20 protein-coding genes are annotated in these 25,647 nt (G+C 66.5%); 8 read left to right on the top strand and 12 right to left on the bottom strand.

Annotation, left to right across the window (positions count from 1 at the left end; all coding sequences use genetic code 11):
- Positions 1-284 precede the first annotated feature (284 nt).
- The 4 genes from NFL01S_RS14535 to NFL01S_RS14520 form a co-directional block, all read right to left on the bottom strand.
- Positions 285-1,970 carry a thiolase C-terminal domain-containing protein gene (locus tag NFL01S_RS14535; RefSeq protein WP_062975907.1) on the bottom strand — a complete coding sequence of 562 codons (1,686 nt, stop codon included), beginning with the start codon at positions 1,968-1,970 and terminating at the stop codon, positions 285-287.
- 114 nt (positions 1,971-2,084) lie between these two features.
- On the bottom strand, positions 2,085-3,437 hold the full coding sequence (locus NFL01S_RS14530; RefSeq protein ID WP_062975411.1) for a cytochrome P450: 1,353 nt from the start codon (positions 3,435-3,437) through the stop codon (positions 2,085-2,087).
- Between the two features lie 25 nt (positions 3,438-3,462).
- The gene (locus NFL01S_RS14525) at positions 3,463-3,657 is read right to left on the bottom strand and encodes a ferredoxin (RefSeq protein ID WP_062975409.1); all 195 of its coding nucleotides are present in this window, start codon (positions 3,655-3,657) and stop codon (positions 3,463-3,465) included.
- Positions 3,658-3,703: 46 nt separating this feature from the next.
- A complete protein-coding gene (locus NFL01S_RS14520; RefSeq protein ID WP_062975407.1) occupies positions 3,704-4,411 on the bottom strand; it encodes an SDR family NAD(P)-dependent oxidoreductase in 708 nt (235 codons plus the stop codon).
- A 232-nt stretch (positions 4,412-4,643) separates the two neighbouring features.
- On the opposite strand from NFL01S_RS14520, the gene NFL01S_RS14515 reads away from it, so the two are divergent.
- Positions 4,644-6,110, top strand: coding sequence for an aldehyde dehydrogenase family protein (locus NFL01S_RS14515; RefSeq protein ID WP_062975405.1), 1,467 nt, complete (start codon positions 4,644-4,646; stop codon positions 6,108-6,110).
- 61 nt (positions 6,111-6,171) lie between these two features.
- Positions 6,172-7,380 (top strand): CaiB/BaiF CoA transferase family protein, encoded by a 1,209-nt coding sequence (locus NFL01S_RS14510; protein WP_062975403.1) that lies wholly within the window; start codon positions 6,172-6,174, stop codon positions 7,378-7,380.
- 62 nt (positions 7,381-7,442) lie between these two features.
- Here NFL01S_RS14510 and NFL01S_RS14505 read toward each other — a convergent pair whose 3' ends face one another.
- Positions 7,443-8,894: an MFS transporter gene (locus tag NFL01S_RS14505; protein WP_062975401.1), complete on the bottom strand. Its 1,452-nt coding sequence runs from the start codon at positions 8,892-8,894 to the stop codon at positions 7,443-7,445.
- Positions 8,895-8,982: 88 nt separating this feature from the next.
- Positions 8,983-10,083, bottom strand: a complete 1,101-nt coding sequence (locus tag NFL01S_RS14500; RefSeq protein WP_084492677.1) for an acyltransferase family protein — start codon at positions 10,081-10,083, stop codon at positions 8,983-8,985.
- A gap of 593 nt (positions 10,084-10,676) precedes the next feature.
- Here NFL01S_RS14500 and NFL01S_RS14495 point away from each other — a divergent pair.
- Positions 10,677-12,785, top strand: a complete 2,109-nt coding sequence (locus NFL01S_RS14495) for an acyltransferase family protein (protein ID WP_062975397.1) — start codon at positions 10,677-10,679, stop codon at positions 12,783-12,785.
- A gap of 23 nt (positions 12,786-12,808) precedes the next feature.
- Here NFL01S_RS14495 and NFL01S_RS14490 read toward each other — a convergent pair whose 3' ends face one another.
- Complete coding sequence (locus NFL01S_RS14490; RefSeq protein ID WP_062975395.1) at positions 12,809-13,063, bottom strand: hypothetical protein; 255 nt, start codon at positions 13,061-13,063, stop codon at positions 12,809-12,811.
- A 207-nt stretch (positions 13,064-13,270) separates the two neighbouring features.
- Between NFL01S_RS14490 and NFL01S_RS14485 the strand changes: the two genes are divergently transcribed.
- The 4 genes from NFL01S_RS14485 (at position 13,271) to NFL01S_RS14470 (ending at position 17,974) form a co-directional block, all read left to right on the top strand.
- Positions 13,271-13,708, top strand: coding sequence for a TIGR03667 family PPOX class F420-dependent oxidoreductase (locus NFL01S_RS14485; RefSeq protein WP_062975393.1), 438 nt, complete (start codon positions 13,271-13,273; stop codon positions 13,706-13,708).
- A gap of 140 nt (positions 13,709-13,848) precedes the next feature.
- Entirely contained in the window at positions 13,849-15,171 is a 1,323-nt protein-coding gene (locus NFL01S_RS14480) for a cytochrome P450 (protein WP_245670693.1), read from the top strand.
- A 429-nt stretch (positions 15,172-15,600) separates the two neighbouring features.
- Positions 15,601-16,728: a radical SAM protein gene (locus NFL01S_RS14475; protein WP_063915959.1), complete on the top strand. Its 1,128-nt coding sequence runs from the start codon at positions 15,601-15,603 to the stop codon at positions 16,726-16,728.
- Positions 16,729-16,747: 19 nt separating this feature from the next.
- The gene (locus tag NFL01S_RS14470) at positions 16,748-17,974 is read left to right on the top strand and encodes a cytochrome P450 (protein ID WP_084492675.1); all 1,227 of its coding nucleotides are present in this window, start codon (positions 16,748-16,750) and stop codon (positions 17,972-17,974) included.
- Between the two features lie 6 nt (positions 17,975-17,980).
- Here the strand turns inward: NFL01S_RS14470 and NFL01S_RS14465 are convergent, their stop codons facing one another.
- On the bottom strand, positions 17,981-18,691 hold the full coding sequence (locus tag NFL01S_RS14465) for a MerR family DNA-binding transcriptional regulator (RefSeq protein WP_062975382.1): 711 nt from the start codon (positions 18,689-18,691) through the stop codon (positions 17,981-17,983).
- Between the two features lie 79 nt (positions 18,692-18,770).
- Here NFL01S_RS14465 and NFL01S_RS14460 point away from each other — a divergent pair, with 79 nt between their 5' ends.
- Positions 18,771-19,934, top strand: coding sequence for an erythromycin esterase family protein (locus NFL01S_RS14460; RefSeq protein ID WP_062975380.1), 1,164 nt, complete (start codon positions 18,771-18,773; stop codon positions 19,932-19,934).
- 420 nt (positions 19,935-20,354) lie between these two features.
- Here NFL01S_RS14460 and NFL01S_RS14455 read toward each other — a convergent pair whose 3' ends face one another.
- The 4 genes from NFL01S_RS14455 to NFL01S_RS14440 all read right to left on the bottom strand — a co-directional run bounded on the left by NFL01S_RS14455 (position 20,355) and on the right by NFL01S_RS14440 (position 25,638).
- Complete coding sequence (locus tag NFL01S_RS14455; protein ID WP_062975378.1) at positions 20,355-21,095, bottom strand: SCO6745 family protein; 741 nt, start codon at positions 21,093-21,095, stop codon at positions 20,355-20,357.
- Between the two features lie 892 nt (positions 21,096-21,987).
- Positions 21,988-22,644, bottom strand: a complete 657-nt coding sequence (locus NFL01S_RS14450) for a hypothetical protein (protein WP_062975376.1) — start codon at positions 22,642-22,644, stop codon at positions 21,988-21,990.
- 137 nt (positions 22,645-22,781) lie between these two features.
- Positions 22,782-24,050, bottom strand: a complete 1,269-nt coding sequence (locus tag NFL01S_RS14445; RefSeq protein ID WP_062975375.1) for an amidohydrolase family protein — start codon at positions 24,048-24,050, stop codon at positions 22,782-22,784.
- A gap of 160 nt (positions 24,051-24,210) precedes the next feature.
- Positions 24,211-25,638, bottom strand: coding sequence for a FadD3 family acyl-CoA ligase (locus NFL01S_RS14440; RefSeq protein WP_062975373.1), 1,428 nt, complete (start codon positions 25,636-25,638; stop codon positions 24,211-24,213).
- Positions 25,639-25,647: the final 9 nt, after the last annotated feature.

Here is a 25,647-nt window from a genome sequence, read left to right as displayed (position 1 = left end):
GGCCGGTACCAGGTGTTCGGGGAGCGGCGTCCGGCGTTCGGCGGGCGGCGTCGGCGAATGCCTCGCGCGGTGGCTCCCCGGATATCCGGCCCCATCGTCGCCGGGGTGGTGTTCGTGCCGCCGTGCCTCGAGCGCTGAGTGCCGGCATCGGCCGGGTGGTATGTCCTCACGCGGTGCCTCGCGCATCCCGACTGTGCTGCCTATCGGGGTAGCGCTCGGTTCCGGCGCCCGGGTGCCGCGGGAGTGCGTCCGAATTCCCGTCGCGGTCGGACCGATCGTGGTCATCAGGATGGGCTCCGCAACAACATGGCACCACCCGGAGTCAACCCGCCACTGGAGACAACCGCCACCCGCGCATCCCGGACCTGCCGCTGCCCGGCGGCGCCGCGCAACTGCACGATCGCCTCGTGTAGCAGCCCCATCCCGTGGGTGCGGCCGTGTGACAGTTGCCCGCCGTGGGTGTTCAACGGCAGGATCCCGTCGCGGGCGATGTTCGTCCCGCCGTCCAGGAAATCCTTGGCCTCGCCGATCTTGCAGAAACCCAGTGCCTCGATCCAGGACACGCAGTTGATGGTGAACCCGTCGTACAGTTCGGCCACATCGACATCGTCGGGTCGCAGATCGGTGCGGGTCCACAGGTGCGCGGCCGGGCCGAGTACCTGCGGTTCGTGGGTGAGGGTGCTCTGATCCCATTCGATCCGCTCGATGATCTGGGTGCCCACGGCCTCCACCTCGATCCCGGGCACCGGCAGGTCCGCGGCGGCGTCGCGGGCCGAGACGATCACCGCGACCGCGCCGTCGCACGGCACATCACAGTCGTAGAGTCCGAACGGCGTGGTGATCGGCCGGGCGCCGAGGTAGTCGTCCATGGTCATCGGATCGCGGTAGACCGCGCTCGGATTCAGTGCGGCGTTCGCCCGCTGGTTCAACGCGACCCAGCCCAAGGTTTCGCGGGTGGTGCCGTAATCGTGGAAATGCCGCTGTGCCTTCTGCGCCAGCGTATGCGCGGCGGAGGTGGACCCGAACGGATGCATCCAGCTGGAAGTGCGGCCGCCACCGGATACAGGGATGGTGCCGCGTTTCATCAGCTCGTTGAAGGTGGCCTCCCATACCGTGCGGTAACACAGCACATGGGTGGCCAGACCGGCGTGCACGGCGAGCATGGCCGCGATCACCGAACCGCCGGGCCCGAAGGTCTCGATTCCACCGTTGTGCCAAGTGGGCCGGATACCCAGCGCCGATTCCAGTGCGGTGACCCCACCCTCGCCGAAACCGCCCAGATTGCCGCCACCCGGATACGAGGACAAGCCGTCGATATCGTCGAGGGTCAGCCCGGCATCGGCCACCGCCCGTTCGCAGGCGTCGACGGTGAGCTCGAGAGGCGGCCGCATCAGCCGCCGCCCGATATCCGACATCCCGATTCCGGTGAGAACGACACTGTCCTCGAACTTGTCGCGGCGCAGCATCGGCGTCGCCCGCTGACCGAATTCGGCCGGTGCGATCTCGTCGACCGGCAGCGGCGCCGGTTCCGGCGGCTGCCCGGTGGGACGGAACAGCGGCAGCCATACATCGTCGTCCTGCTGGAATACCACTTCGAGCCGCATACCGAGGTGAAGTTCGCCGGGGTCGCATTCCACGATATTGGTGGTGAGCCGGACCCGGGGGTCGTCTTCGAGTGCCACCGTTGCCACCACATACGGAGGCGGCAGACCTGGCACCGCGAACCGGTGGTTGACCGTGAAGGAAGCCAGTATCGCCACGCCGGAGACCACACGCGGCGCGAGTTCGCGACCCCGGCAGTACCGGCAGATCGGCTGAGGTGGGTGGATCAGCGCCGAACAGGCCCGGCACTCCTGGATCCGTAGCCGGCCGTCGGCGCCGGAGGTCCAGAAGAACTCGGTGTCCAGGGACAGCAGCGGGAGCGGCCGCCCCGAACGCGGTGCCGGATCGTCCCCGTTCGTCGATGCCATATCGCCTCCTCGTATCACCGGTGCGCGGCGCTTCCGGCCGGTGATCTCCTCGTGGTGCCGTGACCGTGCCACCCGACGCGGTCACGGAGAGTCCGTGGTGGTGCCTACGGTGCTCTAGATCTGCGCGGCGTCCTTCCGGACGGTGACGGGTTCGGCGAGTCGTTGTTCATCGCAGACCGTCTGCAACTTCTCCAGCGTTTCCGCCAGACCCGGACCGAGTGGCTCACCGGGAGTGAACGTGGCCGGAAGGTGACGCATGCCCTGAATGACCGCGATCGTCTCGTAGTGCACGGTTTCCTCCGGGATACAGCGGAAATCCGGTATCCGGTCCAGCACCGCCAGCAGCATTCGCTTGTACACCGCGCGGGCTACATTGGACCCGATGCACCGGTGGATCCCGAGTCCGAAACTGAAGTGCCGATTACCCTTTCGGTCCAGTACGACGGTATCGGGTTGTTCGAATACCGCCGGATCGCGGTTGGCCATCGCCCAGGACAGCCACAACCGTTCCCCTTCGGCGAACCGGGCCCCGGCCAGTTCGATATCGGTAGTGAGGGTCCGGCCGTCTCCCGGTGCCGGGGTGAAGTAGCGCAGGAACTCCTCGGTCGCCGAATCGAGCAGTTCATCCCGTTCCCGGCTGAGGGTTTCGCGCTCGGCGGGATGTTCGGACAACCATTCCAGCGAATGTGCGGTGAGCGCGGTGGTCGTGTCGAAACCGCCGCCGATCAGCAGCCCGAGCATGCCCAGGATCTCGATATCGGGCAGGGGTTCGCCGCCGAGGGTTGCTTCGGTGGCCAGCGCGTGGACGAGGCCGGGCCGGGGGTGCTCCCGGATCTCGACCAGGTTGGTGTACATATCCAGGCCCATTTCCTGGTGTAACCGGTGCACCCGCTCGTATTCCGGGGAGTCGGGCGGGGTGTAGACCGTCGCGTGTGCGGGCTCGCTGTACACCGCCCAGTTGCGGAGCGGGATGCCCAGCATCGCCAGGGTCAGAACCGCGGGCACGATATTGGCCAGGTCGTCGACGAAATCGATACGCCCGGTGGCGATCTTCTCGTCGAGCGCGGCCCGCACGAGTTCGTCGACGAACGGGATCCAGCGCTGGACAGCGGCGGGGGAGAGATACGGGTTGAGCACCGACCGTAATTCGCGATGTTCGGGATCGTCCATCTCGAGGATACCGTTGCGGATGGCGGACTCGTTGGCCGACGGGATCGTGATGCCCTGGTACCCGCGGCGCACGCCCTCGATATCGCGGTCGTTGGAGACATGCGGGCAGCGGGCGAGCTCGAAGACTTCCCGATTGCCTGCTGCCACCCAGTAACCGTCGTGGTTGTCGGTCCAGGCGATCGGGCAGTGCTGATGCATATGCTCGGTGATCGCCTGGAACGACTCCCGGTAGCCGGGTGCGTAGCGGTCGAAAGGGAAATGGGGCCGGCGACGGCCGGTGGATTCGGTGGCGGACATCGGATGTCCCCTTGTCCTGCGCGGTCTACTCGGTGAGCGTGATGGCGCGCTCGGGGCAGGAGTGCACTGCTTCGCGCACCTGCTCCTCTTGATCGTCGGCGACATTCTCGTCCACCGGCGACGAGTGGCCGTCGATTTCGCTGAGTTCGAACGCTTTCGGCGCGATCATCGCGCAGAGAGTATGTCCCTGGCAGCGTTCCTGATCGACATGGACCTTCACGGTGTCACTTCCCTTCGAGTGCGGTCGGCGGATTCCGAGGGCTGATTCAGGTGTTGCGTCCGCCGTTGACGCCGATGATCTGGCCGGTGATGTAACCGGCCTCTTCGGAGATAAGGAAAGCGCAGGTGGCGGCGATATCCTCGGGTTTACCGATGCGTCGCACGGGAGTGCGCTGAATATGGTCCTCGACCGTGCCGCCGAGCAGCCCGCGCTCCTCGGAGCCGCGCAGCATCGGGGTGTCGATGAATCCTGGAGGGACCGCGTTGACGGTGATACCGGACGGGCCGAGCTCCAGCGCCAGCGATTTGGTGAGCCCGTTGACCGCGGATTTCGACGAGACATAGTGGGTCATGAACGGCTGCCCCGAATGTGCGCTGGAGGAGGAGATGTTCACGATCCGGCCCCAGCCGGCCTCGATCATATCCGGCAGCACCGCTTGGATCGTATGGAAGACGCCGTGCAGGTTGACTTCGATGACCCGCTGCCATTCGGCGAAATCGATGTTCTGAAAACGTTTGAAACCGTCCACACCGGCCGCGTTCACCAGGACGGTGACGGGTCCCAGTTTCTCGCGGATGGCGCCCAGCGCTTCGGCCAGGCTGCCGGGGTCGGTGACATCGGCCCGGTAGGCGGAATCGTCGTCGGCGGAGGCATTGCGGTCCAGGGCCGCCACGTGGAAGCCGTCGCTGCGGAGCCGCTGCGCGATGGCCAGTCCGATGCCCGAGGCACCGCCGGTGACAACTGCGGTTTTCACGCTGGCCTCTCCTCTCTCGCGCCCAGCGGCGCAAGAACATGCATTCCGAATACGAGAACCGTACTCTCGGAAAGATCGACTGCGCAAGATCCGGGCGATCCGCGCCATCCGGTTGCCGGTCGGTTGTGTGCGGGATATCTCCAGCTCATCGAATCGACCGCGCGAGCCTATTGTCAAATGTACTATTCTCCTGAAACGAGAATGCTATTTCCACAAACTTCGAGGAGGCGGGATGTCAACGCAGGAAGAGGCGGTGACTGCCACCCAACGGCTGCTCATCGACGGGCAGCTGATCGAGACCGGGCGCACCCTGGCCTCGCTCAATCCCGCGAACGGTGAGGTGGTCGGCCATGCGCCCGAAGCCGGTGTGGCCGAGGTCGACGCCGCTGTCGCCGCCGCCCGCCGCGCTTTCGACACCACCGACTGGTCGACGAATCACGAATTCCGCGCGCGCTGCCTGGAACAGCTGTATCAGGCGTTGCAGGACAACGTGGAGGAACTGCGCGCCCTGATGATCGCCGAGGTCGGTGCGAGCTACATCCTCACCAAGGGCAACCAGCTCGAAACCCCGTTCGAGATCGTCAAATACTACGCGGGGCTGCTGAAGGACTACGCCTGGACCGAGGACCTCGGTCCGGTCGAGATCCGTGGCGCACAGCATCAGCGCTGGGTGGAGAAGGAAGGCGCCGGGGTCGTCGCGGCCATCGCCGCCTACAACTACCCCTACCAGCTGGCGTTCGCGAAACTCGCGCCGGCGCTGGCCGCGGGCTGCACCGTCGTACTGAAGGGCGCACCCGATACGCCGCTGATCACCCTCGCGCTCGGCGAACTCATCGCGCAGCACACCGATATCCCGGCCGGTGTGGTGAATATCCTGGCCGGCTCCGAAGTGGCCGTCGGCGAACGGATGACCACGCACCCCGACGTCGACGTCGTATCGTTCACCGGATCCACTCCGGTCGGCCGCAAGATCATGGCCGCCGCCAGTGCCACCCTGAAGAAGGTGTTCCTCGAGCTCGGCGGGAAATCCGCGGCGATTCTGCTCGACGATGCCGACTACAACCTGGGCGCCATGTTCGCCGCATTCAGTATCTGCTCGCACGCAGGCCAGGGCTGCGCCATCACCACCCGGCTGCTGGTACCGCGCGCCGACCACGACAAGGTCGCCGAACTGGTCGCCGCGAACCTCGCGAACATCACCTACGGTGATCCGGCCGACCCGAAGAACTATATGGGCCCGCTGATCAGCGAACGCCAGCGTGACAAGGTGCACGGTCTGGTGGAACGCGCGGTCGCGGCCGGTGCCACTCTCGTGGCCGGTGGCGAGAAGGTCGACCCGGGCTACTTCTACACGCCGACCCTGCTGGCGAATGTGGATCCGGACAGCGAGATCGCGCAGGAAGAAGTGTTCGGCCCGGTGCTGGCGCTGATCCCGTACGACGATATCGACGATGCCGTCGCGATCGCCAACAACTCGATCTACGGCCTGTCCGGCGGTGTTTTCGGTGCCGACGCCGAACGCGCCCGTGCGGTGGCGCGGCGGATCCGCACCGGAACCTTCAGCATCAACGGTGGCAACTACTTCCACCCCGACGCGCCGTTCGGCGGTTACAAACAGTCCGGTGTCGGCCGCGAAATGGGCGTCGTCGGGATGGAGGAATTCATGGAACGCAAGACCTTTGCCGAGGTGCCGGCATGACGGAGGCGGTCGCGCAGCGTAGCCACGTAGGCCCCTCGCCCATGCCGGAAGGAGGCGCCGCATGAGCAAACCGCTGGAGGGGATCACGGTCCTCGAGGTCGCCATGTACGGGTTCGTGCCGTCGGCGGGCGCGGTGCTCTCCGACTGGGGCGCGAACGTGATCAAGGTCGAGCATGCGGTCACCGGCGACCCGCAGCGCGGGCTACGGCAGATCGGCAAGTTCAAGGTCGAGGGCGACCTCAATCCGAATATCGAGCACGCCAACCGCGGGAAACGCAGTATCGGTGTCGATATGTCGGTCGCGGGCGGGCGCGAGGTGATCTACGAGCTGGCGAAGCAAGCGGATGTTTTCCTCACCAGTTTCCTGCCGTCGGCGCGCACCAAGTTCGGTATCGACGTCGACGATATCCGCGCCGTGAATCCGCAGATCGTCTATGCCCGGGGCAGCGCGCTGGGTCCGCGCGGCCCGGAAGCCGACCGTGGTGGCTACGATATGACGGCCTTCTGGTGCCGCGGCGGTGTCGCCGCCACCATCACCCCCGAGGGCACCGACGGAATGATCTCCCCGCCGGGCCCCGCGTTCGGCGACACCATCTCGGGTACGAATCTGGCCGGCGGTATCGCCGCGGCGCTGCTGAAACGAGAACGCACCGGCGAACCCTCGATCGTCGATGTCTCCCTACTGGGCAGCGGTTTGTGGTCGTTGGGTCACACAGTGGCCCTGTCCGCGTATCAGGGTGAGCCGATGATCGCACCGCCGCCCGGTGCGCACGGCGCCATGGCGAATCCACTGTCCGGACTGTACAAAACCGCCGACGACAGGTATCTGTCGTTCGTCATGTTGCAACCCGGCAAGTTCTGGGCCGATGTCTGCCACCACATCGACAGACCGGATATGGCCGACGATCCGCGGTTCGCCGACGCCGCGCAGATCGCGGCCAACACCGCCGCCGGCGTCGATATCCTGCGCGAGGCCATCGCGGGCCGAACACTCGCCGAATGGACGAAGAAGTTCGCGACCCTGAAAGGTCCTTGGGCGCCGGTCCAGGACTCCCATCAGGTCGGTGCGGATCACCAGATCCGCGGTAACGAATACATTCTCCCCGCCGGCGAACTGGAGCTGGTGTCCAGTCCGGTGCAGTTCGACGTCACGGCACCTGAGTTGCGACCGGGCCCCGAATTCGCGGCCCAGACCGAGGAGGTCCTGCTCGAACTCGGCTGGGACTGGGACCGCATCATCGAGTTGAAAACCAGTGGAGCCGTAGCCTGATCCGGCAACGGGACGATGACGTGGTGCCGGACGTGTATCCGGTACCACGTCGGTCCGCCGGATCACTCCGGGGCGTGTTCCGGCGCCAGTGCGGGGCCGCTGATCGCGCACTGCGGTAGGCATTCGACGGAGTCCAGGTCGGGTGCGTGCCGGGCCGGGCGTAGCAGCACTGCCGCCAGGAGTGCGCCGGTGAGCAGCAACCCGGCGCAGATCCACAGGGCAACCGCGAACCCCGAATCGAAGGCCGCGGGATCGTCCAGCGCACCGGAGAGGCCGGCCAGACCGGGCAACGCCGCCACGGCGAGCAGTTGCGCCGTCCGGGCGACCGCGTTGTTCACGCCGGAGGCGATACCCGCCTCGCTCGTCGATACCGCCCCGAGCACTGCCCCGGTCAGTGGCGCGACCAGTACCGAGAGCCCCAGGCCGAAAACGAGCACTCCGGGCAGGATGTCCACCACGTAGGCCGCGTCCGGGCCGATCCGCAGTAGCAACACCAGTCCGGCTGCCGCGATGAGCGGCCCGAGTGTCATGGGCAGACGTGGCCCGTGGCGCTGGGACCATCGGCCGGCCGGCGCCGACAGCAGCAACATCAGGAGGGTCACCGGAACGGTGGCGGCACCCGACAGCAGCGGTGAGTATCCCGCCACCAGTTGCAGCTGGAGGACCAGCAGGAAGAACACCCCGCCGAGCGCGGCATAGACAGCAAGCGTGACGAGGTTGGCCACGGTGAACACACGCGAGGCGAACAGCGCGGGCGGGACGAGCGGGTGATCGCTGCGGACCTCGATCGCAACGAACGCCGCCAGCAGCAGCCCACCGGCGCCCACCAGCAGCGGGGCAGTGTCGATCAGCCCGAGGGTCAGCGCGCCGAGCGCGGCCGCGATCACCACAGCGCCGGGGATGTCCAGCCTTGTCGCCGCGTCCGGGTCGCGGCTCTCCGGCACATGCCGCAGCGAGACCAGAACCACCACCAGTACCAGTGGCACGTTGATGAAGAAGATCGACCGCCAGCCCGCCGCATCGATCAGCCAGCCACCGAGAAAGGGGCCGAGCGCGCCCGCCACCCCGCCGAACCCCGACCACAGCCCGATCGCCGCGCCCCGATCGCGATCGTCGATGGAAGCGGAGATCAGCGCGAGACTGCCCGGTGTGAGCATTGCGCCTGCCACGCCCTGTAGTACCCGGGCGGCCACCAGCATCTCGACCGTCACCGCTGCGCCGCACAGCAGCGACGCCAGCGCGAAACCCACGGCGCCGGCCACGAATACCTTGCGCCGGCCGAACCGGTCGCCGAAGGAACCGCCGAGCAGGATGAACGAGGCCAGCGTGAGGGTGTAACCGTTCAACGTCCACTGGAGTCCGGCGATATCGGTCTCCAGCGCCTCGCCGATGCGGGGCAGGGCGATATTGACGACCGTCGCGTCCAGTGACGCCACCGAAGAGCCGAGAACGGTGGCCAGCACGATCCAGCGACCGGACGACGACCGGAGTCGGGGCAGCTCAGCGGGGATCATCCCAGTGAAGATAGGCGGTCGTACGGGTCGGGCCCGTTCGACACTCGGCGCTGCGGTCGAGGCCTGGAGAGAGCCCTGCCCCGTCTGCCTAGGCTGCCTGGTGGGCGGTTTTCCGGCGCCGCACAGGCTGCCGCGGCCGGGCGACGAGGGCGCTGCTCAACGGTGTGCGCAAGGCGACCTCTACCACCAAGAGGCTGGCGGCCAGCACGATGAGCGTGAGAATCGCCGATCGCAAGCGCGGGATGGGGTCGAGCATCCAGTCCACCGGCAGTACCCGGTACACCACGTCGATCATCATCGGATGCACCGCGAACACACCGAATGCGCGTAGTGCGCCATAGCTGACGATCCGCCCGACCGGGCCGTTGCCGCTCCCGCGGCGATCGTTCCACGCCATCCCCACCAGGTACAGCAGGACCAGGGCTCCGACGAACAGTGGCAGGAACTGGGGGTTCCACGGCGAGGAGTGGCGTGTGGAGTCGATACCGGCATCCGCATCCCGCAGATGCCCCACCAGGCCGTACGCGCAACCGAGCACGGCCACTCCGACGACGACGGGCATATTCGCGCGGACCCAAGCGTCGATACGCTCGAAATGTACCGCGAGCAGGGCGCCGATCACCGCGAACAATGCGTACATCGGGAAGGCTTTCCACAGGTGCAGCTGGGGACTCCAGCCGAGCACCGCGGTCGCGCCGGGCCAGTCGAAGAACATGAATATGCCCAGTTGCAGCGTGACGGCAGCGGCCAGCAGTTCCAGATGATGGCCGGCGGTGCGGTGGATCAGCCACTGGAGCGCCGGGAACAGTAGATAGATCTGCATGGAGATGAGCAGGAAGTACAGGTGATACCGGCCGTCGCCGGTGAGGATGCTGCCCACCGAATCGCGGGCCAGCTCCCCGGCGCCGGGCATCGGGGTGGAATCGTCCCACCAGACCAGGAAGACCGTGTAGAGCACCGACCACACCAGATACGGCAGGACGACCTGACCGAAGCGCCGTCGCCAGAAGACACCGGGCGAGACTTTGCGACCGGAATAGCCCAGGAACAGGACGAAAACGGTGATCGCGACGAACCCGTACCGAGTGGTGTGCCCCACAGTGGCCAGCAATCCGCTGCCACCGGCGACATCGGGAGTGGTGCCGTGCGTATGCGTGGCGACCACCAGGGTGAAAAGCGCAACCCGCATGAAATCGGCGGTGTGATTGTACGGGCGGGTTGTCGGTGGCGATGCCTGCGTTGTGTGTGCGTCCGTCCTTGCGAGCGTGTCGACCACGAAAAACCCTTACCCATGCTTATGAAACGCGACCTGTCTACCGCATCGGTGTACCCACCGACAAACCCGGCCCGCCCCCCGGAACGGTGCCCGTCGAGTTCCATGGTGCCTGCCGGGCCGCTCGCCCCGGAGGGAGTCGCGCACCACCCGGGATACCGTGCCCGTCGGTGAGGGGCGTCCCTACTGTGTTTCGCGCCCGAGAGGGAGTGCTCACGGGATGCCCGCCGACACCTCCGGTGGCGGCACTGTCGGGGCAGCGGCGTGGTGCCGACGACCTGCGCAGGGTTCCGGGCCCGTTGTCGGTGTCCGATACAGTGGAGAACAGGTGAGACAGGGAGGGCACACGGTCGGCGGACGGCAGGGCCTGGCCGCCGCCGAGGCGGGGGCCCCGGCCGCGGGACGGACCGATCGGCTCCACACGGGTAAGGGAACGGTTGGTCATGGCTGCGTCGCATTCACTCGGACCCACGCCTGGGCCGGCCGGAACACCCGGTCGACTCGGTGCGGTGGCCGGCGATGTCACCGCGGTATCGGCCGAGCCCCGGCCCGGCGCGAAATCGGCCACGGCCGCCGCCTATCGCGCGGACCTGGACGGTCTGCGCGGAGTGGCGATCGCGCTGGTGGTGGTCTTCCACATCTGGATGGGCCGGGTCTCCGGCGGTGTGGATGTCTTCCTGGTGTTGTCCGGCTTCTTTTTCACCGGTCTGCTGTTACGCCGGGCCGGTGGTACCGGGTCGGTAGAGGTGTGGTCCATCGTGCGCCGGACCTTGCGGCGTCTGCTGCCGGCGCTGGTCGTGGTGCTCGTCGCGGTCGTGGGCGCCGCCGTGGTCCTGCGTCCCTACACCCAATGGGCGGATATCGCCGAACAGACGGTGGCGTCGCTGTTCTACTACCAGAACTGGCAGCTCGCGTGGACGTGGTCGGATTATCTGGCGGCGGACCCGTCGGTGAGCCCGCTGCAGCATCTGTGGTCGATGTCGGTGCAGGGGCAGTACTATCTGGCGGCGTTGCTCGTCGTAGCGGTGGTGACCGCGTTGTGCCGGCACCTGGGCTGTCTCGGGCGGGTGCGGGCGGTACTGGGCGCTGTCATCACCGCGGCCGCGGCCGCGTCGTTCGTGTATGCGGCGTACGGTACTGCCACCTATCAGGGCTGGAACTACTACGACAGCTTCGCCCGGGGGTGGGAGCTGTTGGCCGGCGCGGGCCTGGTGCTCGCGGCGTCGATCCGGTCACCGGCGCGACCGTTGCGGCATGTACTGGCCTGGTCGGGACTGGCCGGGGTCGTCGGATGTGGATGGCTGATCGTCGACGGCGCAAACCGTTTCCCGGGACCGGCCGCACTGTTACCCGTCGGCGCCTGTCTGGCGCTCATCCTGTCCGGTACCGGAGTCGCCCCGGAGGACCGGCCGTGGCCGAACCGGATCCTGGCCGCCCCGGTGGCACGCAAACTCGGCGATATCGCTTACCCCCTGTATCTGTGGCATTGGCCGATCCTGATCTTCTACCTCGCCTACCGCGACCAGCCGCGGGCGGGGCTGGCCGGTGGGCTCGCGATCGTCGTGCTGTCGTTTGTGCTCGCCTGGTGTACGCATCGCTGGGTCGAACAGCCGCTGCGGCTACGCTCCGGGGCCGGGGCCGGGCCCGCGACGGATGCCGTGTCCTCGCGGTACCGGCGGGTGGCGGGAGTGACGGTGTCGGCGGTAGCGGTCGCGATGGTCACGGTAACCGTCGCCTGGCAAATACTCGTCGTAGACCGGGCGAGCGTGCCCAGTGCTCTCGACCCCGTCCGCTACCCCGGTGCGGAGGCGCTCGCATCCGGTGCACCCGTTCCGGAGGCCCGGGTACGTCCGAGCCCGTTGGCGGTCTCCGCCGATCTGCCGCCCTCGACAGTGGACGGCTGTATCGCCGATTGGGATACTCGCGACGTCGTGACCTGTACGTACGGCGATCCGGATGCGGAGCGAACGCTGGCCATGGCAGGGAGCTCGCATGTGGAGCACTGGCTGCCGGCCCTGCAGGTCCTCGCCGACCAGCATGATTTCCGCATCCGGACCTACCTCAAGATGGGCTGCGCGCTGACACTCGCGGAAGACGCCACCTACAAGGGGGAGGCGATCCCGGACTGCCGCGATTGGTCCCGGGACGTGATCGACCGGCTGGGGACCGATCGACCCGACTGGGTGTTCACCATCGGCACCCATCCGCGTCTGGAAAGCGGTGACGAAACACCGCCCGGTTATCTCGACGTCTGGGCGGCGCTGGCCGATCAGGGCTTGAATGTGATCACGATCCGCGATACTCCATGGCTGCGCCGCGACGGTGGTGTCCCGTACCGGGCCGGTGATTGTCTCGCTTTCGGCGGGACGGCGGCCGGTTGCGGGATGCGCCGCATCGATGCCCTGGACGAGATCAACCCCGGTCTCGAACCTGCGTCGTATTTTCCGAATGTCTTCCCCATCGACCTCAGTGACGCCGTATGTACGGATGATCTGTGCCCGGTTGTCGTCGGAAATATTCTCGCCTACCACGACGAACATCATCTGAGCGCCAGTTTTTCCCGTTCCCTGGCCGGGCCACTCGGGCGCGCGTTGCATCCCCTGCTCGCCTGGTGGTGACGGTGTCCGGGGGACTGTGCGGATCAGCTGTCTTCGCAGCCGATCCCGTTGCCGTCGCGGTCCAGATCGTATTCGTCGGGGCCGATCACCCGGACCCGCCCGGTGTACTCCGGCCCGTTACCGCTGCCGCCCGCACAGTCGACGTCACTGGTGACGGGGACGCAGGGCTCGTAGGAGGAGTGACATTCCGCGGGCTGGGCTGCGGCGGGCTGGGCGATTACGGTACCGGCGGCGGCTAAGGCGAGTGCGGTCGTACCCAGCAGGGCGAGTGTTCTCATGGCGTCTTCTTTCAGAGGGGTTGACGAACGGCAGGAGTTTCGCACGGAAGTGTCCCGCGGGAGCCCGTTTTATACGGAATAGAGACCTATAAAACAGGCCGTTATCGAATGCTTACGGTTTTGCCGCGGTCGTCGCTCTTGCGGGGAGACGGTGCGCGGGTGAGGGTGTTGTTCCGGCGAATTCCCCGACGATCTGGAGGTCGGCCCATGGAAACACCGCAGGTCAAAGAATTATTCGATCCGGAAACGGAGTTCGGTGCGCGGGTGGCCGCCCGCCTGGACAAGGAAGAGATCGTCTGGCTGACCACCGTCGGTCCCACCGGTACCCCGCAACCGAACCCGGTCTGGTTCCACTGGCAGGCGGGGTCCTTCCTCATCTTCAGTCAGCCCGACCGGCCGAAGCTTCGCAATATCGCACTCGACCCCCGGGTGGCGCTGCATTTCAACAGCACCGGATCCGGCGGCGATATCGTCGTGTTCGGTGGCTCCGCCCGGCTCGAACTGGCGACCGACCCGGACGAGGTCGCGGCCTATCTCGACAAGTACCGGGATGGGCTGGCGGGCCTGTCCATGACGGCCGAGCAGTTCCGGGCCGAGTATTCGGTGCCGATCCGGGTGGTTCCCGACCGTTTGCGAGGTTTCTGACTCGTTGCGAACCGCCATCGCAGACCGGGCTGCCTGGACGAGGGGGGTGATGACCGTGCCGTTGCGGCCCGCAGTGGCAGAACGCACTTCCCGCCGGGTTGCGGTCCGTTCGCTACACCAATAATGTTCCGACACAGGAGATGTCCCAACTGAGACAAATTCTGGTCTGTTGTTGTTGCTTTCATTGGAGTTCCAAGGCCTTGGCCAAGTCCCTACCGTCGCCCGAAACCGGCACTGTCGGCTGCCCGTACTCCGCCCCCGCCCGGACCGGTACCCCGCCGCGTGTCGCGCTGTACACCGAGGAGTACGCCGCCGACCCGCATCGTTGGTTCGATCAAATGCGTCGTAGGCACGAAACTCTCGCGCCGGTGGAGTTGGCGCCCGGTATTCCGGCCACGTTGGTGATCGGATACCACACCGCCATTCGAATCTTCAATGACCCCGAACATTTTCCGGCCGACGCGCGTTCGTGGGAGAAGGCCGTTCCCGCCGATCATCCGCTCATGCCCATGATGGCGTGGCGGCCCAATGTGATGCGTAGTACCGGACGCGAGCACGCCCGGTACCGGCAGGCGATCACGGCCGCTCTCGACGGGGTCGATCTGTTCTCCATGCATCAGAACGTCGAAGCGGTCGCCACCCCGTTGATCAACGATTTCTGTATGGACGGCAAGGCCGAACTCATCGGCCAGTACGCTTTTCCGCTGACCTTTCAGGTGCTCAACGCCATGTTGGGATGCCCGCCAGATCTCGGGCAGTACATCGCTGCCGGTATGGCCGCCATGTTCGAAGGCGGTGCCGCCGCCACCGAAGCGGATGCCCAGATCAACGAAGCGCTCTTGGAGTTGGTCGCACTCAAGCGCGCCGAACCCGGCCGTGACGTCACCTCTCGTCTGCTGGCGCACTCCGCGCAGCTGCAGGACTCGGAGATGGTGCACCAGTTGGCCGTGCTGTACGGGGCGGGTATCGAGCCGCTGACCAATCTGACGGTCAATACCCTGCTTCTCATGATCACCGACCCGCGGTTCACCGGCGCATCGTCTTCCGGCGTGGCACCGACGACCCGGGATGCGCTCAACGAGCTGCTCTACACCGACCCGCCGATGGCGAATTACTGTCTCAGCTACCCGAGGCAGCCGATCATGCTCGACGGCGTATGGCTGCCCGCCGACCAGCCGGTCCTCATCGGAATGTCGGCCTGTAACAACGATCCGGCGATCCACTCGGGCGAGTACACCGACAACAACGCGCATCTGGCGTGGGGGTCGGGCCCGCATACCTGCCCGGCAAGGTCGATTGCCTATATGGTTGCCCAGAATGCGATCGATCAGCTGCTCGACGCGCTTCCCGAGGTGCAGCTCGCCTGCCGGCCCGAGGAGCTGCATTGGCGGCCGGGGCCTTTCCACCGCGCGCTGTCGTCGATGCCGGTGAGGTTTCCGCCGTCGCCACCGCTGGGGCCGTGACGTTGCTGCGGTGTGGCCGGAGCGGGCTGCGCCGTGGGTGATTCACGACCGCGAGTGATTCACGTTGGAGCTGTGGGAGATTCACGCTGACGCGAGCATACCGCCCCGCGAACCCTTGTGGACGCATGTAAAAGTTACGCAACGTATGCCGTCGCGTCGGAATTAGTTCGGACTCAGGCTGGAACTGTTATAAAAATGTCAAGGATAATGCTGGGGCCTCGCGCTGTCACCAGGGCTATCCTAGAATTCTTTGTGGCGCTAATGATTTCAGTTCCGTAGGACCGCTCCGTATCCGCTCTCTTACCAACCACCGCCGAATCCCGTTGATTCGGCCACGCATCGGCAGCACTGTCGTTTTTCGGGCATGTTCGGCTAGCCGGTGACTCTAGCAGCGCGCAGAACTTGCCGCATCGCCCCGAGGAGGATGTCGTGGCTCAGCCCGTTTTCCTGGACGTCAGGCCGAGTAAGGAACGCATATTAACCCGAGCATTCGAACTCGCGCAAGAGGATCCGGCGTTGGCCGAACGATTGATGCGTGTGAACGAAGTAGCCCGGGGAATCAGAACGGTGGAAGTGTGGGTTACCGACGCCTGTAACCTGCGGTGCAAGGGCTGCTGGTTCTTCGAACACGATATGGACAAGCAGAGCGTCGAAATCCGCGATCTGGGGACGATCCGCGCATTTGCCGAAGATCTCCGGGACAACAAGAGGATCACCAGCACACTGCTGATCGGCGGTGAACCGGCCCTCGTCCTGGACCGGGTGCGCGTATTCGCGGAGACGATTCGCAATGTCACGGTGGTGACGAACGGGACGCGGCCGATTCCCTACGACGGGCTGGAAGACCTCGCCATCGCAGTATCGCTGTGGGGTGGGGGGCCGGTCGACGACGAGTTGCGCGGTTACGGCGTCAACGGCCGGCGGATCACCGGGTTGTTCGACAAGGCATTGCGCACCTACACCGGTGACCCACGGGCCACCTGGGTCTACACGCTCAGCGAAGCCGGAATGCCGTACCTGGAACGAACTGTCGAGGCCATCGCCGAAAACGGCAACCAGATCAACTTCGGTTACTACAGCGACAACGGCACGGACCCCACTGCCCGGCTACACAACGAAGAACGGGCAATCGAGGAAATGACCCGGATGCGCGAAACCTACCCCGATACGGTAATCGGCGACCCGTACTACTTCCGTACGCTGGTCACCGGGCGTACGCATTGGGGCACCTTCGGCGCCGAAACCTGCCCCAGCATCAGCAACGATCATCCCGCGCATGCCAAACGCCTGACCGAGGGGCATCCGATCGTCGGCCGGTTCAACGCGTACCGGACCGACCAGAGCGTCCAGTACTGTGCCACCACCGGAGACTGTGACAACTGCCGGGACAGTCAGGCCGTATGGAGCTGGTTGCTCGTCAACATGCACCGGTTCCTGGGCGATCTCGACCATCTGAACACCTGGGTGAATTTGGCCGAGAACTTCTACCGACAGTACTACTGGTCCAGCTACCACCCCGCCCGGCAGGTCACCGCTCAGCCGGCTGCCGGCGCATAGGGGCGGGTAGAGACCGATCATGGCAGCAATGTCTCTGGAAAAGGCACGGCTCTTCTCCGATGTCCTTCGTGGCGACCCGGGCGCGCGGATCCTCTGGGCCCGCCCCGGGGCCGACCGGCACAAGGAATACGAGAAGGTCCGTGCCCGGGGCGCTTTGGCCACCAGTCGCCGTGGCCTGCTGTTCACCGCCTCGCACGGACTGTGTCAGCAGGTTCTCTCCGGTGGCGACTTCGGCCCGGCGCCGATCGGTGCGTCGGCACGCCGGCGCAATGCCGCCGGCGATGTGACGCTCGTCCATCCGGTCGACGACTCCTTTCTGAAACTCGAACCGCCCCGGCACACGGAATTGCGGGCCCTGGCCGCGCCGACATTCCATCGGCGCGCGCTCGCCGACCTCACGCCGCGGATCGAGAAAAGTGTCGAACACTGCCTGAACGAGTTACCGCGCGGCGGGGTCACCGACCTGATCACGAACTACGCCGAAGCCGTTCCGATGGCGATGATCTCGCATATTCTCGGCCTGCCGCAGACGGACGCTCCGCGCTTCGCCGCCTGGGGAAACGTTCTGGCCTCGTTGCTGGACGGGGCCAGAACAGCGCAGGAGCGACAGCGTTCGCGAGCTCTCGTCACCGAGATGACTGCGTACTTCAAGGACCGTCTGGAGCAGGCCGAACCGCGGAACGCCGGGCTCATCGCCGGTCTGGCACAGCAATGCCCGGCGCAGCTGAACCTGCGCGAGGCCATCGCCACCTGCAGCATGTTGCTGGTGGGTGGTTTCGGTACCACCACACATCTGCTCGGAAACGCGCTGCACATGCTGTTACGGCAGCCCGGTCTGCATCCGGCCGACGGTGATTACACGGCGGTCGTCGAAGAGTCCCTGCGTTACGACACCCCTGTCCAGTACGTCGTCCGAGTCGCCAAAACCGATACGCGGCTGGCCGGTCGGGCCGTCACCGCCGGAACGCCGATCGTGCTGCTGCTCGCCGCCGCGAATCGTGACCCGGAAATCTTCACCGACCCGCACGTATTCGACCCCCGACGCCGGGAACCGCACCGCCACCTCACCTTCGGTGCCGGGATCCACTTCTGTATCGGTGCCGCCCTGGCCCGTGCGGAAGCGGCCATCGCCGTCCGGCGATTCTTCGAAAGATTTCCGGACGCACGTATCGCGGGAAAGACCGAACCTCTGCAATCGCGCGCGTTGCACGGGTTGCGCGGGCTGCCCGTCGTCCTCGGCAGCTGAAGCCGATCACCTCCGTTCGGTGTCGTGCAGATAGCGCCCGAGCAGACCGGCTGCGACCAGCATCGCGACTCCGCGCGCGGTGAGTGTGTGCTGCCAGCCGTCGAGCGCGGCGGCCAGGGCAGCGGTGCCACCGGCCGCGCGGATCTGTTCCACCACGCCGGCGATATGGGTGAGCCCGTAGCCGCCGCGCCGCAGCAGATGGGCGAGTTCGGCGTCGCGGATATCGGGTGCGTGGAAGACCCGGTATCCGGTCGCCGGGTCCCGGGCGGGAGTGAGAATGCCGGCGGCTTCCCATTTGCGCAGGGTCGCGGGGGTGACGCGGAGATGATGGGCGAGTTCGCCGACAGTGCGGGCGGTGGGACCGGTGGCGTGGTCCGCGGTGTTGACGGTGGTCAGATGGCCGATCGCCTTTCGTACCGCGTCGAGGGTTTCGCGGTCCCGCAATAGCTGGTGGTGGCCTCGATCGATGAGTTCCAGAGCGGTGTCGAGGTCGCCCTCGTGGAGCCCGGTCATGATCCGGCCGGCGAGAGCGTGGCCGTAGGCGGTGACCAGGGCCAGGTAGGCGCGCAGGGCCGCGGCGTGCGCTTCGGTATAGATGCGATAGCCGCTGGCAGTGCGCTCCGCGGTGGGAATGAACCCGTTTCGTTCGTAGTTCCGGACAGCCTGCGTGGACAGTCCGTGCTCGCGGGCCAGATCGGCCGGGCGCAGTGTTTTCACCGTTTGAGACTATAATCTTCTGGACTGCGTAAATTACTGCGAAAGTCTCAACCGGACTTTCAAAGATACGATCGAAGAAATGAACTTCGATACGGATATCTTCGATATCGGCGCCGCCGAGCTGCTGGGATTCGGTGAACCGACCCACCTGGAACCCGCTTTCGCCTGGACCCGCAACGAGTTGTTTGCCGAGCTGACCGGTCGCGGCTTCCGATCGATAGCGCTCGAAAGCGATCGCGTGGCCGCGCTCGTGGTCGACGACTACGTGCGGCACGGGGTCGGCACGCTCGACGAGGCCATGCGGGCGGGCTTCTCGCACGGTTTCGGCGAGCCGGAGGCCAACCGGCAGCTGGTGGCCTGGATGCGGCAATACAACGAGGACCGGGCCACCGGAGAACGTGTGGCATTCCACGGCTTCGACGGGTCGATGGAGACCATGAACGCGCCGAGCCCGCGCCGGTATCTCGAATACGCCCGCGACTACCTGGGGCTCGATTACGACGTGGCCGGTCCGGCGGGCGCGGACGAACGCTGGCACCGCACGGAAGCGGTCATGGACCCGGCCGAATCGCCCGGCGCCACGCGCGAGGCGGACGTGCTCCGGGTACTGGCCGACGATATGCTCACCGAGCTCTACGCGCGTGCACCGGAACTGGTGACGAAAACCTCGCAGGCCCAGTGGCTCCGGGCCGAAACCCAGCTGACGGCCGGTCTCGGGATGCTGCGGTACCACCGGCAGGCAGCGCAACTCGCCGGACAGGAGGCCCGGTGGACCCGGATGTGCGCCACCCGTGACGCGCTCATGGCCCGGAACCTGCTCGATATCCGGCGTATCGAGGCCGGACGGGGGGCGACCCTGGTGTTTGCCCACAACCTGCACCTGCAGCGCAATACGAGCCGGATGCGCCTGGGCGATATGGATCTGGAGTGGTCCAGCGCCGGCGCCGTTGTCGGGTCGTTGCTGGGACCCCGGTACTCCGTCGTGATCGGCAGTCTGGGTCGTGACGACACCATCGGTATGCCGGAACCCGACGCCGGCACCTACGAGGGTTTCCTACAGCGGCGGGCCGCCACCCGAGGGTTCGTAGCGCCCTCCGAAATCTCCGCCGCCACCACGCGAACCGACCACACTCCGGCCCACGGTTATTTCCCGCTCGACCCCGAGACAGTGAACCGGGCCGATGCGATCCTGCATATCCACGACGGTGCTGTTCATCGAGGAGGGGCGCCGGAATTCCGATAGGTCTCCCTCGGCCGGTACTCGGCGCCCGGCTGCTCGGCACCTGAGACTTCCCGCGCATTCCGCGGCGCGCGGCCACGCATGGTGTGGTCGCGCGCCGGCACCTGCCGATCACCTCGACACGGTCATCCGCCGGGGATCCTGCTGCGATCGCGTACCGGCCGGTCCGCATGATCGACCCGCGACCGCGGAGCGTCTCGGAACCGGCAGATCCCGTTCCGGGCTCCAGGATTCCGAACCGCTGTTCGTGGAGGTTCGTCCACCGAAGGTTCTGCCGAACCGCGACAACGACGACACCACCGACAGGCTCGTATCCCGATGTAGGCAGCCCGTACCCGCCGGCTTCCGAGGTCGGCCCGGTCGGTGCCGCCACTCGCCACTCGCACCGAGGGCCGGTTCAGCTCCCGAATGCCCCCGGTGTTTTCAGCGGGCGAAGGTTGCGGCGTGGGCGGCAGCGGTCAGCCGGACGAGATCGGCGGCATCGGCGTCGCCGAGGACCGCGAACGCCGGGGCGATCAGCGTATCGGTGATCGATTCCGCCTGCTGCCAGCGCGCGCGGATATCGGCGGTGGTCTCTTCGAAGGGTTCGGGCCAGCCGTACCAGCGGGCCTGCCCGGGGCCGTCGTTGAGCGGCGAGCCGGAGACCAGGACGGCCTGTAGCGGAGTGATACCGGATGCGCGCACGGCCATCAGGTGCAACCCGCCGCGGAGTTCGCGCAGGACGTGCGCGAGTTGCATGACTCGCGCGGCGGGGTCCGTGGGCAGGGGCATCGCCCGCCAGCCCGCGAACAGCGGCGCCCCGGCGGGGTCGGCTGCTTCCGCAACGGTTTCCATGAGTGTTGCGAGGCGCGCTGCGTCCTCGAACGCACCGAGTTTGCGGCGGCCGAATTCCTGGCAGGCCAGTGCGTAGCGTTGCGCGGCTTTTTCGGCGGGCAGCGAAACCGATTCCCATGCGGCGCGGACCGAATGCCCCGGGAAGAACCCGAACGCCGCGGTGACGACATCGGCATCCACCTCGCCGAGCACACCGCCACGGCCGCGGGTGTAGGGGCCGAAGAATTGGTCGATCCCGGTTTCGGTGGCGTAGGTACGTGCTTCCCGGGAGAACATGAATCCGCCGCCGAGTTCCTGGATATGCTTGTTCACCGTCGCGCCGATCGACATTCCGGGCTCCTTCTCATGTAGGCCTTTTCGGTCACGGTAGCGCGTTCTTACGCTGTACGGAAGGGCTGGTCCGGCGCGGATTCCCCGGTATGGCAGGAGTCTTCGGACCGGCGTGTGGACAGCGCCGGAGGCCGGCGACCCCGGTTCGGCGGAAATCGGCTGGGGCACCGATTCGACCGGCCGCCCGGGGCCAGTGCCTCCCGGGCGACCTCATCCCCGGCCACGGCATGTGGTCCGGTCGGGAGTGGGGGCCTGGGTCGTGGAGATCAGGCGCGGTGCGGCCGCGTAGCCGGAATACAGCTCGACGGAATCCAGCGACCGCCACACGGCCACCCTCCCGGCCCGCTTCCACGGCAGCGCCAACGACCCACTGCTGGCGGCGCTGGCCAGGCAGGCCGGCGACGAGGTCCGCGAACTCGGTGAGTTGCGGGCGCGGGCGGCCGCGGATTGCGGTGAGTGCTCCGTCTCTGTCGTTGCCGAGGCCACCGGGTGAGTGGCTCTCGCCCCCGGAAAGCCGGGCCATCGTGGGCGTTCCGGTCGTCCGGCGAGATGAAGCCCAGCAGTTCCGTACGATCGCCGCCCGTGCCCGAGGCTCGGTCCCGGCGCCCGCGTCGTGCTCGCCGACAGGCCGGGAGTGTGTCCGGAACCTGGTGCGCGAGCTGCTTGCCGGCCGGGCGGTTCGGCGCGACGGGTGAAAGGCGTACTACCGGATTATTCCCCTACCTGCGGCGTCGCCGAGGTGCGGGCGACAGGGTCGGCGTGGGCGCGAAAACGTGCCGGCCGCTTGGTCGCGGAGTCGCGGTCGACTGCGGTCGCGCGCCGGCGCCACGGTCGGATACCTGCGCCGGGACCTGTAAAAGGGCCACGGGCCGATTTCCGTGGGTGAGTCGAGTCAGACCAGGGCGCTTCTGTTCTGTGCGTAGGCGATGACGTCCTCGGTGTAGGCCGGTAGCTCACGGCCGGCGAAACACGCCCGGAGGTGTTCTACGGCATCGTCGAGCTCCGGGCCCGGCCCGCGGTCGGCGAGCAGGACGACGATCGTCTCCCAGGTGCCGATGTGCAGATCTGCTCGGGCGAGCAGCTCGTCGAGGTAGCGGTCCGGTTCGACCAGTTGCAGGGCGCGGCGTGCGCAGGCGTGGATCCGGCGGGGGAGTTCGGCGCGAATAGTGTCGATATCCGATTGCAGGACATGCCCGTCGGGCGCGGATCGCAGGCTCCACGGCCCGGCCGGTTCGCTGGAGACGTTGCCCGTCGTGAGCAGATCGGGGCCCGTGGCCTGTTCCAGTGGTATCGCGGGTAGGCCCAGCCGGGAATTGCGCCAATTCCCGAACTCCCACCACGCGGCCGGTGTGGCAGTCAGGTGCAGGTCGAATCGGAGTACCTGGTGCCCGTCGGTCCAGGTGCGGGACGCCCGAGTGCGCCCGACGGCGGCGACACCGCCCGGTGCGATACGTATCCAGCGCGGATCGCTGCCGTGGAATCCATACGGTTCCAGCAACTTCTGCGTTTCTCGCAGTAAACGGCGCAGCGCCGGATCGGGTCGGACCATCCCGGCAGATTATCGAGTGGGTCCGACAGGCCACCAATGCGCAGCTCACCTGCCCGGCTACGGCAGCCGCCGACCCCCGGATCAGTGGTGACCAGGGACCGGCGGCCGGCGTGAATCCGCTGCGGAGAGGAGATTTCCTACCCGGATGAGCTCGCGTACTTGGCGGCGTAGCGATCCGCGTATTCCTGGCGGGTGGTGGTGGACAGGTCGACATCGGCGCCCTTGGCACGCAGCGCACCGACCGTGGCTTCCTCGCGGGCCTGATGAGCGAAGGGGTCCCAGTTCAGGAAGCGGCAGGCGTTCTGCCAGGTGATCTTGTCGATATCGGAATCGTCGGCGCCGGCTTCCTCGAGCTCCTTCAGGACGAACTCCGGGGCGCCCGGCCACAGCGAATCCGAATGCGGGTAGTCGCATTCCCAGGCGATATTGTCGATGCCGATCTCGTGCCGGAGTTTCAGCGAGGTCGGGTCGGTGACGTAGCAGGCCATGACATGCTCACGGAAAACCTCGCTGGGCATCTTTCCACCGAAATCGCGGCGCAGCCAGCGCTGGTTGGTGTAGTGCCGGTCGGAGCGGTCCAGGAAAAACGGGATCCAGCCGACACCGCCCTCCGACATTGCGACCTTCAGCTTCGGGTAGCTACGGAAAGCCGGGCCCCACAGCAGGTCCTGCACGCCGATCAGCGAAATGCTGGGCGCGAGGACCATGAGGTTGTCGATCGGCGCGTCCGGGGCCAGTTTCAGCACGCCGAACCCCTGGCCGATGTGCAGGTTCATGACGGTGTCGTTATCACAGAGCGCCTGGAACACCGGGCCCCAGTAATCGATATCGTGGTAGCTGGGCAAACCGTCGATATGCGGCAGTTCCGGCATGGTCACCGAGCGGCAGCCCTTCGTGGCGAGCCTGTTGATCTCGTCGACGGCCAGCTGCGGTTCCCACAGCGGCAGGATCCCGATCGGAATGAACCGGCCCGGGTAGGCGCCCGCCCATTCTTCGATATGCCAGTCGTTGTAGGCGGAGATCATCGCGACGGTGATCTCGTCCATCCCGCCGCGGCTCAGATGCCCGGCGCTGAAGCCGGTGAAGGTCGGGAAGCACATGGAGCCGAGGACTCCGTTGGCGTCCATATCGCGGACGCGGTCGTGGATGTCGTAGACCGCGGGCCGCATCTCCGCGTACCCGGCGGGGTCGTAGCCCCATTCTTCGGGAGGCCAGGAGACGACCGCGTTCAGGCCGGTGACGCCGGTCGGCCGGTCCCGGTAGATCCAGCGGTCGATGCCCTTGTCGTCCACGACGACCTTGGGCACGTACTCGGCGTACTTCTTCGGCACGTGGTTGTCGAACATATCGCGCGGCTCGACCACGTGGTCGTCGATGCTCACCAGGATCATGTCGTCGATATTCACCGGATTCCTCGCTGTTCATGGTCGACGCCGGGCGCGCCCGGGCTGGGAGAGTAAAAATCTCCGATTATGAGAATTGCGCTCTCGGCTGTGTTCGACGATACACCGCGGCCGGTGCCGGGTCGAGACGATCGGAGCGGATCGTGGAAGTGCTCGGGCGTGCTCAGCGCAACTGGTCCTTCATCACCTTGCCGGTGGCGTTGAGCGGAAGCTCGTCGAGGAAGGCCACCGACCGCGGGACCTTGTATCCGGCCATTCGCTCCTTGGCCCAGGCGATCAGATCGGCTTCGCGGACCGCTTCGCGCGTCACCACGAATGCCTTGCCCACCTGACCCATTCGCTCGTCGGGGACACCGATCACGGCCGCCTGGGCGACCGCCGGATGTTCCAGCAGGAATCCCTCGATCTCGGCGGGATAGGCGTTGAATCCGCCCACGATGTACATATCCTTCTTGCGCCCGATCACCTTCAACCGGCCGCCTTCGTCGAGACTGCCCAGATCGCCGGTGTGCAGCCAGCCGTCGGCGTCGATCGCCGCGGCGGTACCCTCCGGATCGTCCAGATAGCCCTGCATCACGCTGTACCCGCGGATGAGCACTTCCCCGTCGTCGGCGATACGCAGTTCGATGCCGTCGCAGGCGGTGCCCGCGGTGGTGGCGATCTGCTCGAAGGTGTCCCCAGGGCGGGATGCGGTCGCCGTACCCGCTTCGGTGAGCCCGTATCCGGTCATGATGGACTGGAAGGGCAGTTCCTGGCGGATACGGCGGATCAGGTCGACCGGGATATCGGCAGCCCCGGTGACCGCGGCCCGCAGCGACGAGATATCGCGTGTGCCCTCGTACTCGAGCAGGGAATGGTAGAGGGTCGGCGCGCCCGGAAGCATGGTGACCCGTTCCTTCTCCACCAGCTCGAGCACCTTGCCGACATCGAACACCGGCACCGGCAGCATCGTCGCGCCGCGGATCAGCGAGGAGACGATGCCCGCCTTCAGCCCGAAGGTGTGGAAGAACGGGTTCACCATCAGATAGCGATCGCCTTCGCGCAGATCGGCCAGATCACACCATTCCGTATAGAGCCGCAGCGTCTGCAGATGGTTCATCATCACGCCTTTGGGGCGCCCGGTGGTGCCCGAGGTGTAGATGATGTCGGCGATATCGGTGCCGGCCACTTCGCATTCGAGCGGTGCGCCGCTGCCGAGGAAATCCGATTTCAGATCGAAGACCGCAACTCCGGGCGGCGCCGGATAGTCGGCGCCGAGGAAGCCTTTTTGTACGAGTAGCGCTTTGGCACCGCTGCGGCGGATCACATCGGCCGCTTCCTCGGCCTTGAACCGGGTGTTCACCGGTACCAGTACGCCGCCCGCGGTCATGAGGCCGAGTGCCGCGATGATCCATTCGGCGGAATTGGGTGCCCAGAGGGCCGCCCGGTCGCCTTTGCCGATCCCGGCTTCGGCGTACGCGCCCGCGGCCCGCCGGATGCGGTCCGCGAGTTCTGTATAGGTCAACCGCAGGTCCCCGTCCACCACCGCTTCGGCGTCACCGAAGCGGTCGGCGGTGGACAGGGCCAGCTGCGGGATGGTTTCCCAGGTCATAAGGTTTGC

Source organism: Nocardia flavorosea NBRC 108225, from assembly GCF_001613385.1.
Classification (GTDB): domain Bacteria; phylum Actinomycetota; class Actinomycetes; order Mycobacteriales; family Mycobacteriaceae; genus Nocardia; species Nocardia flavorosea.
The sequence above is the reverse complement of the archived record's forward strand: the minus strand, read 5'-3'. Positions and strand labels throughout refer to the sequence as shown.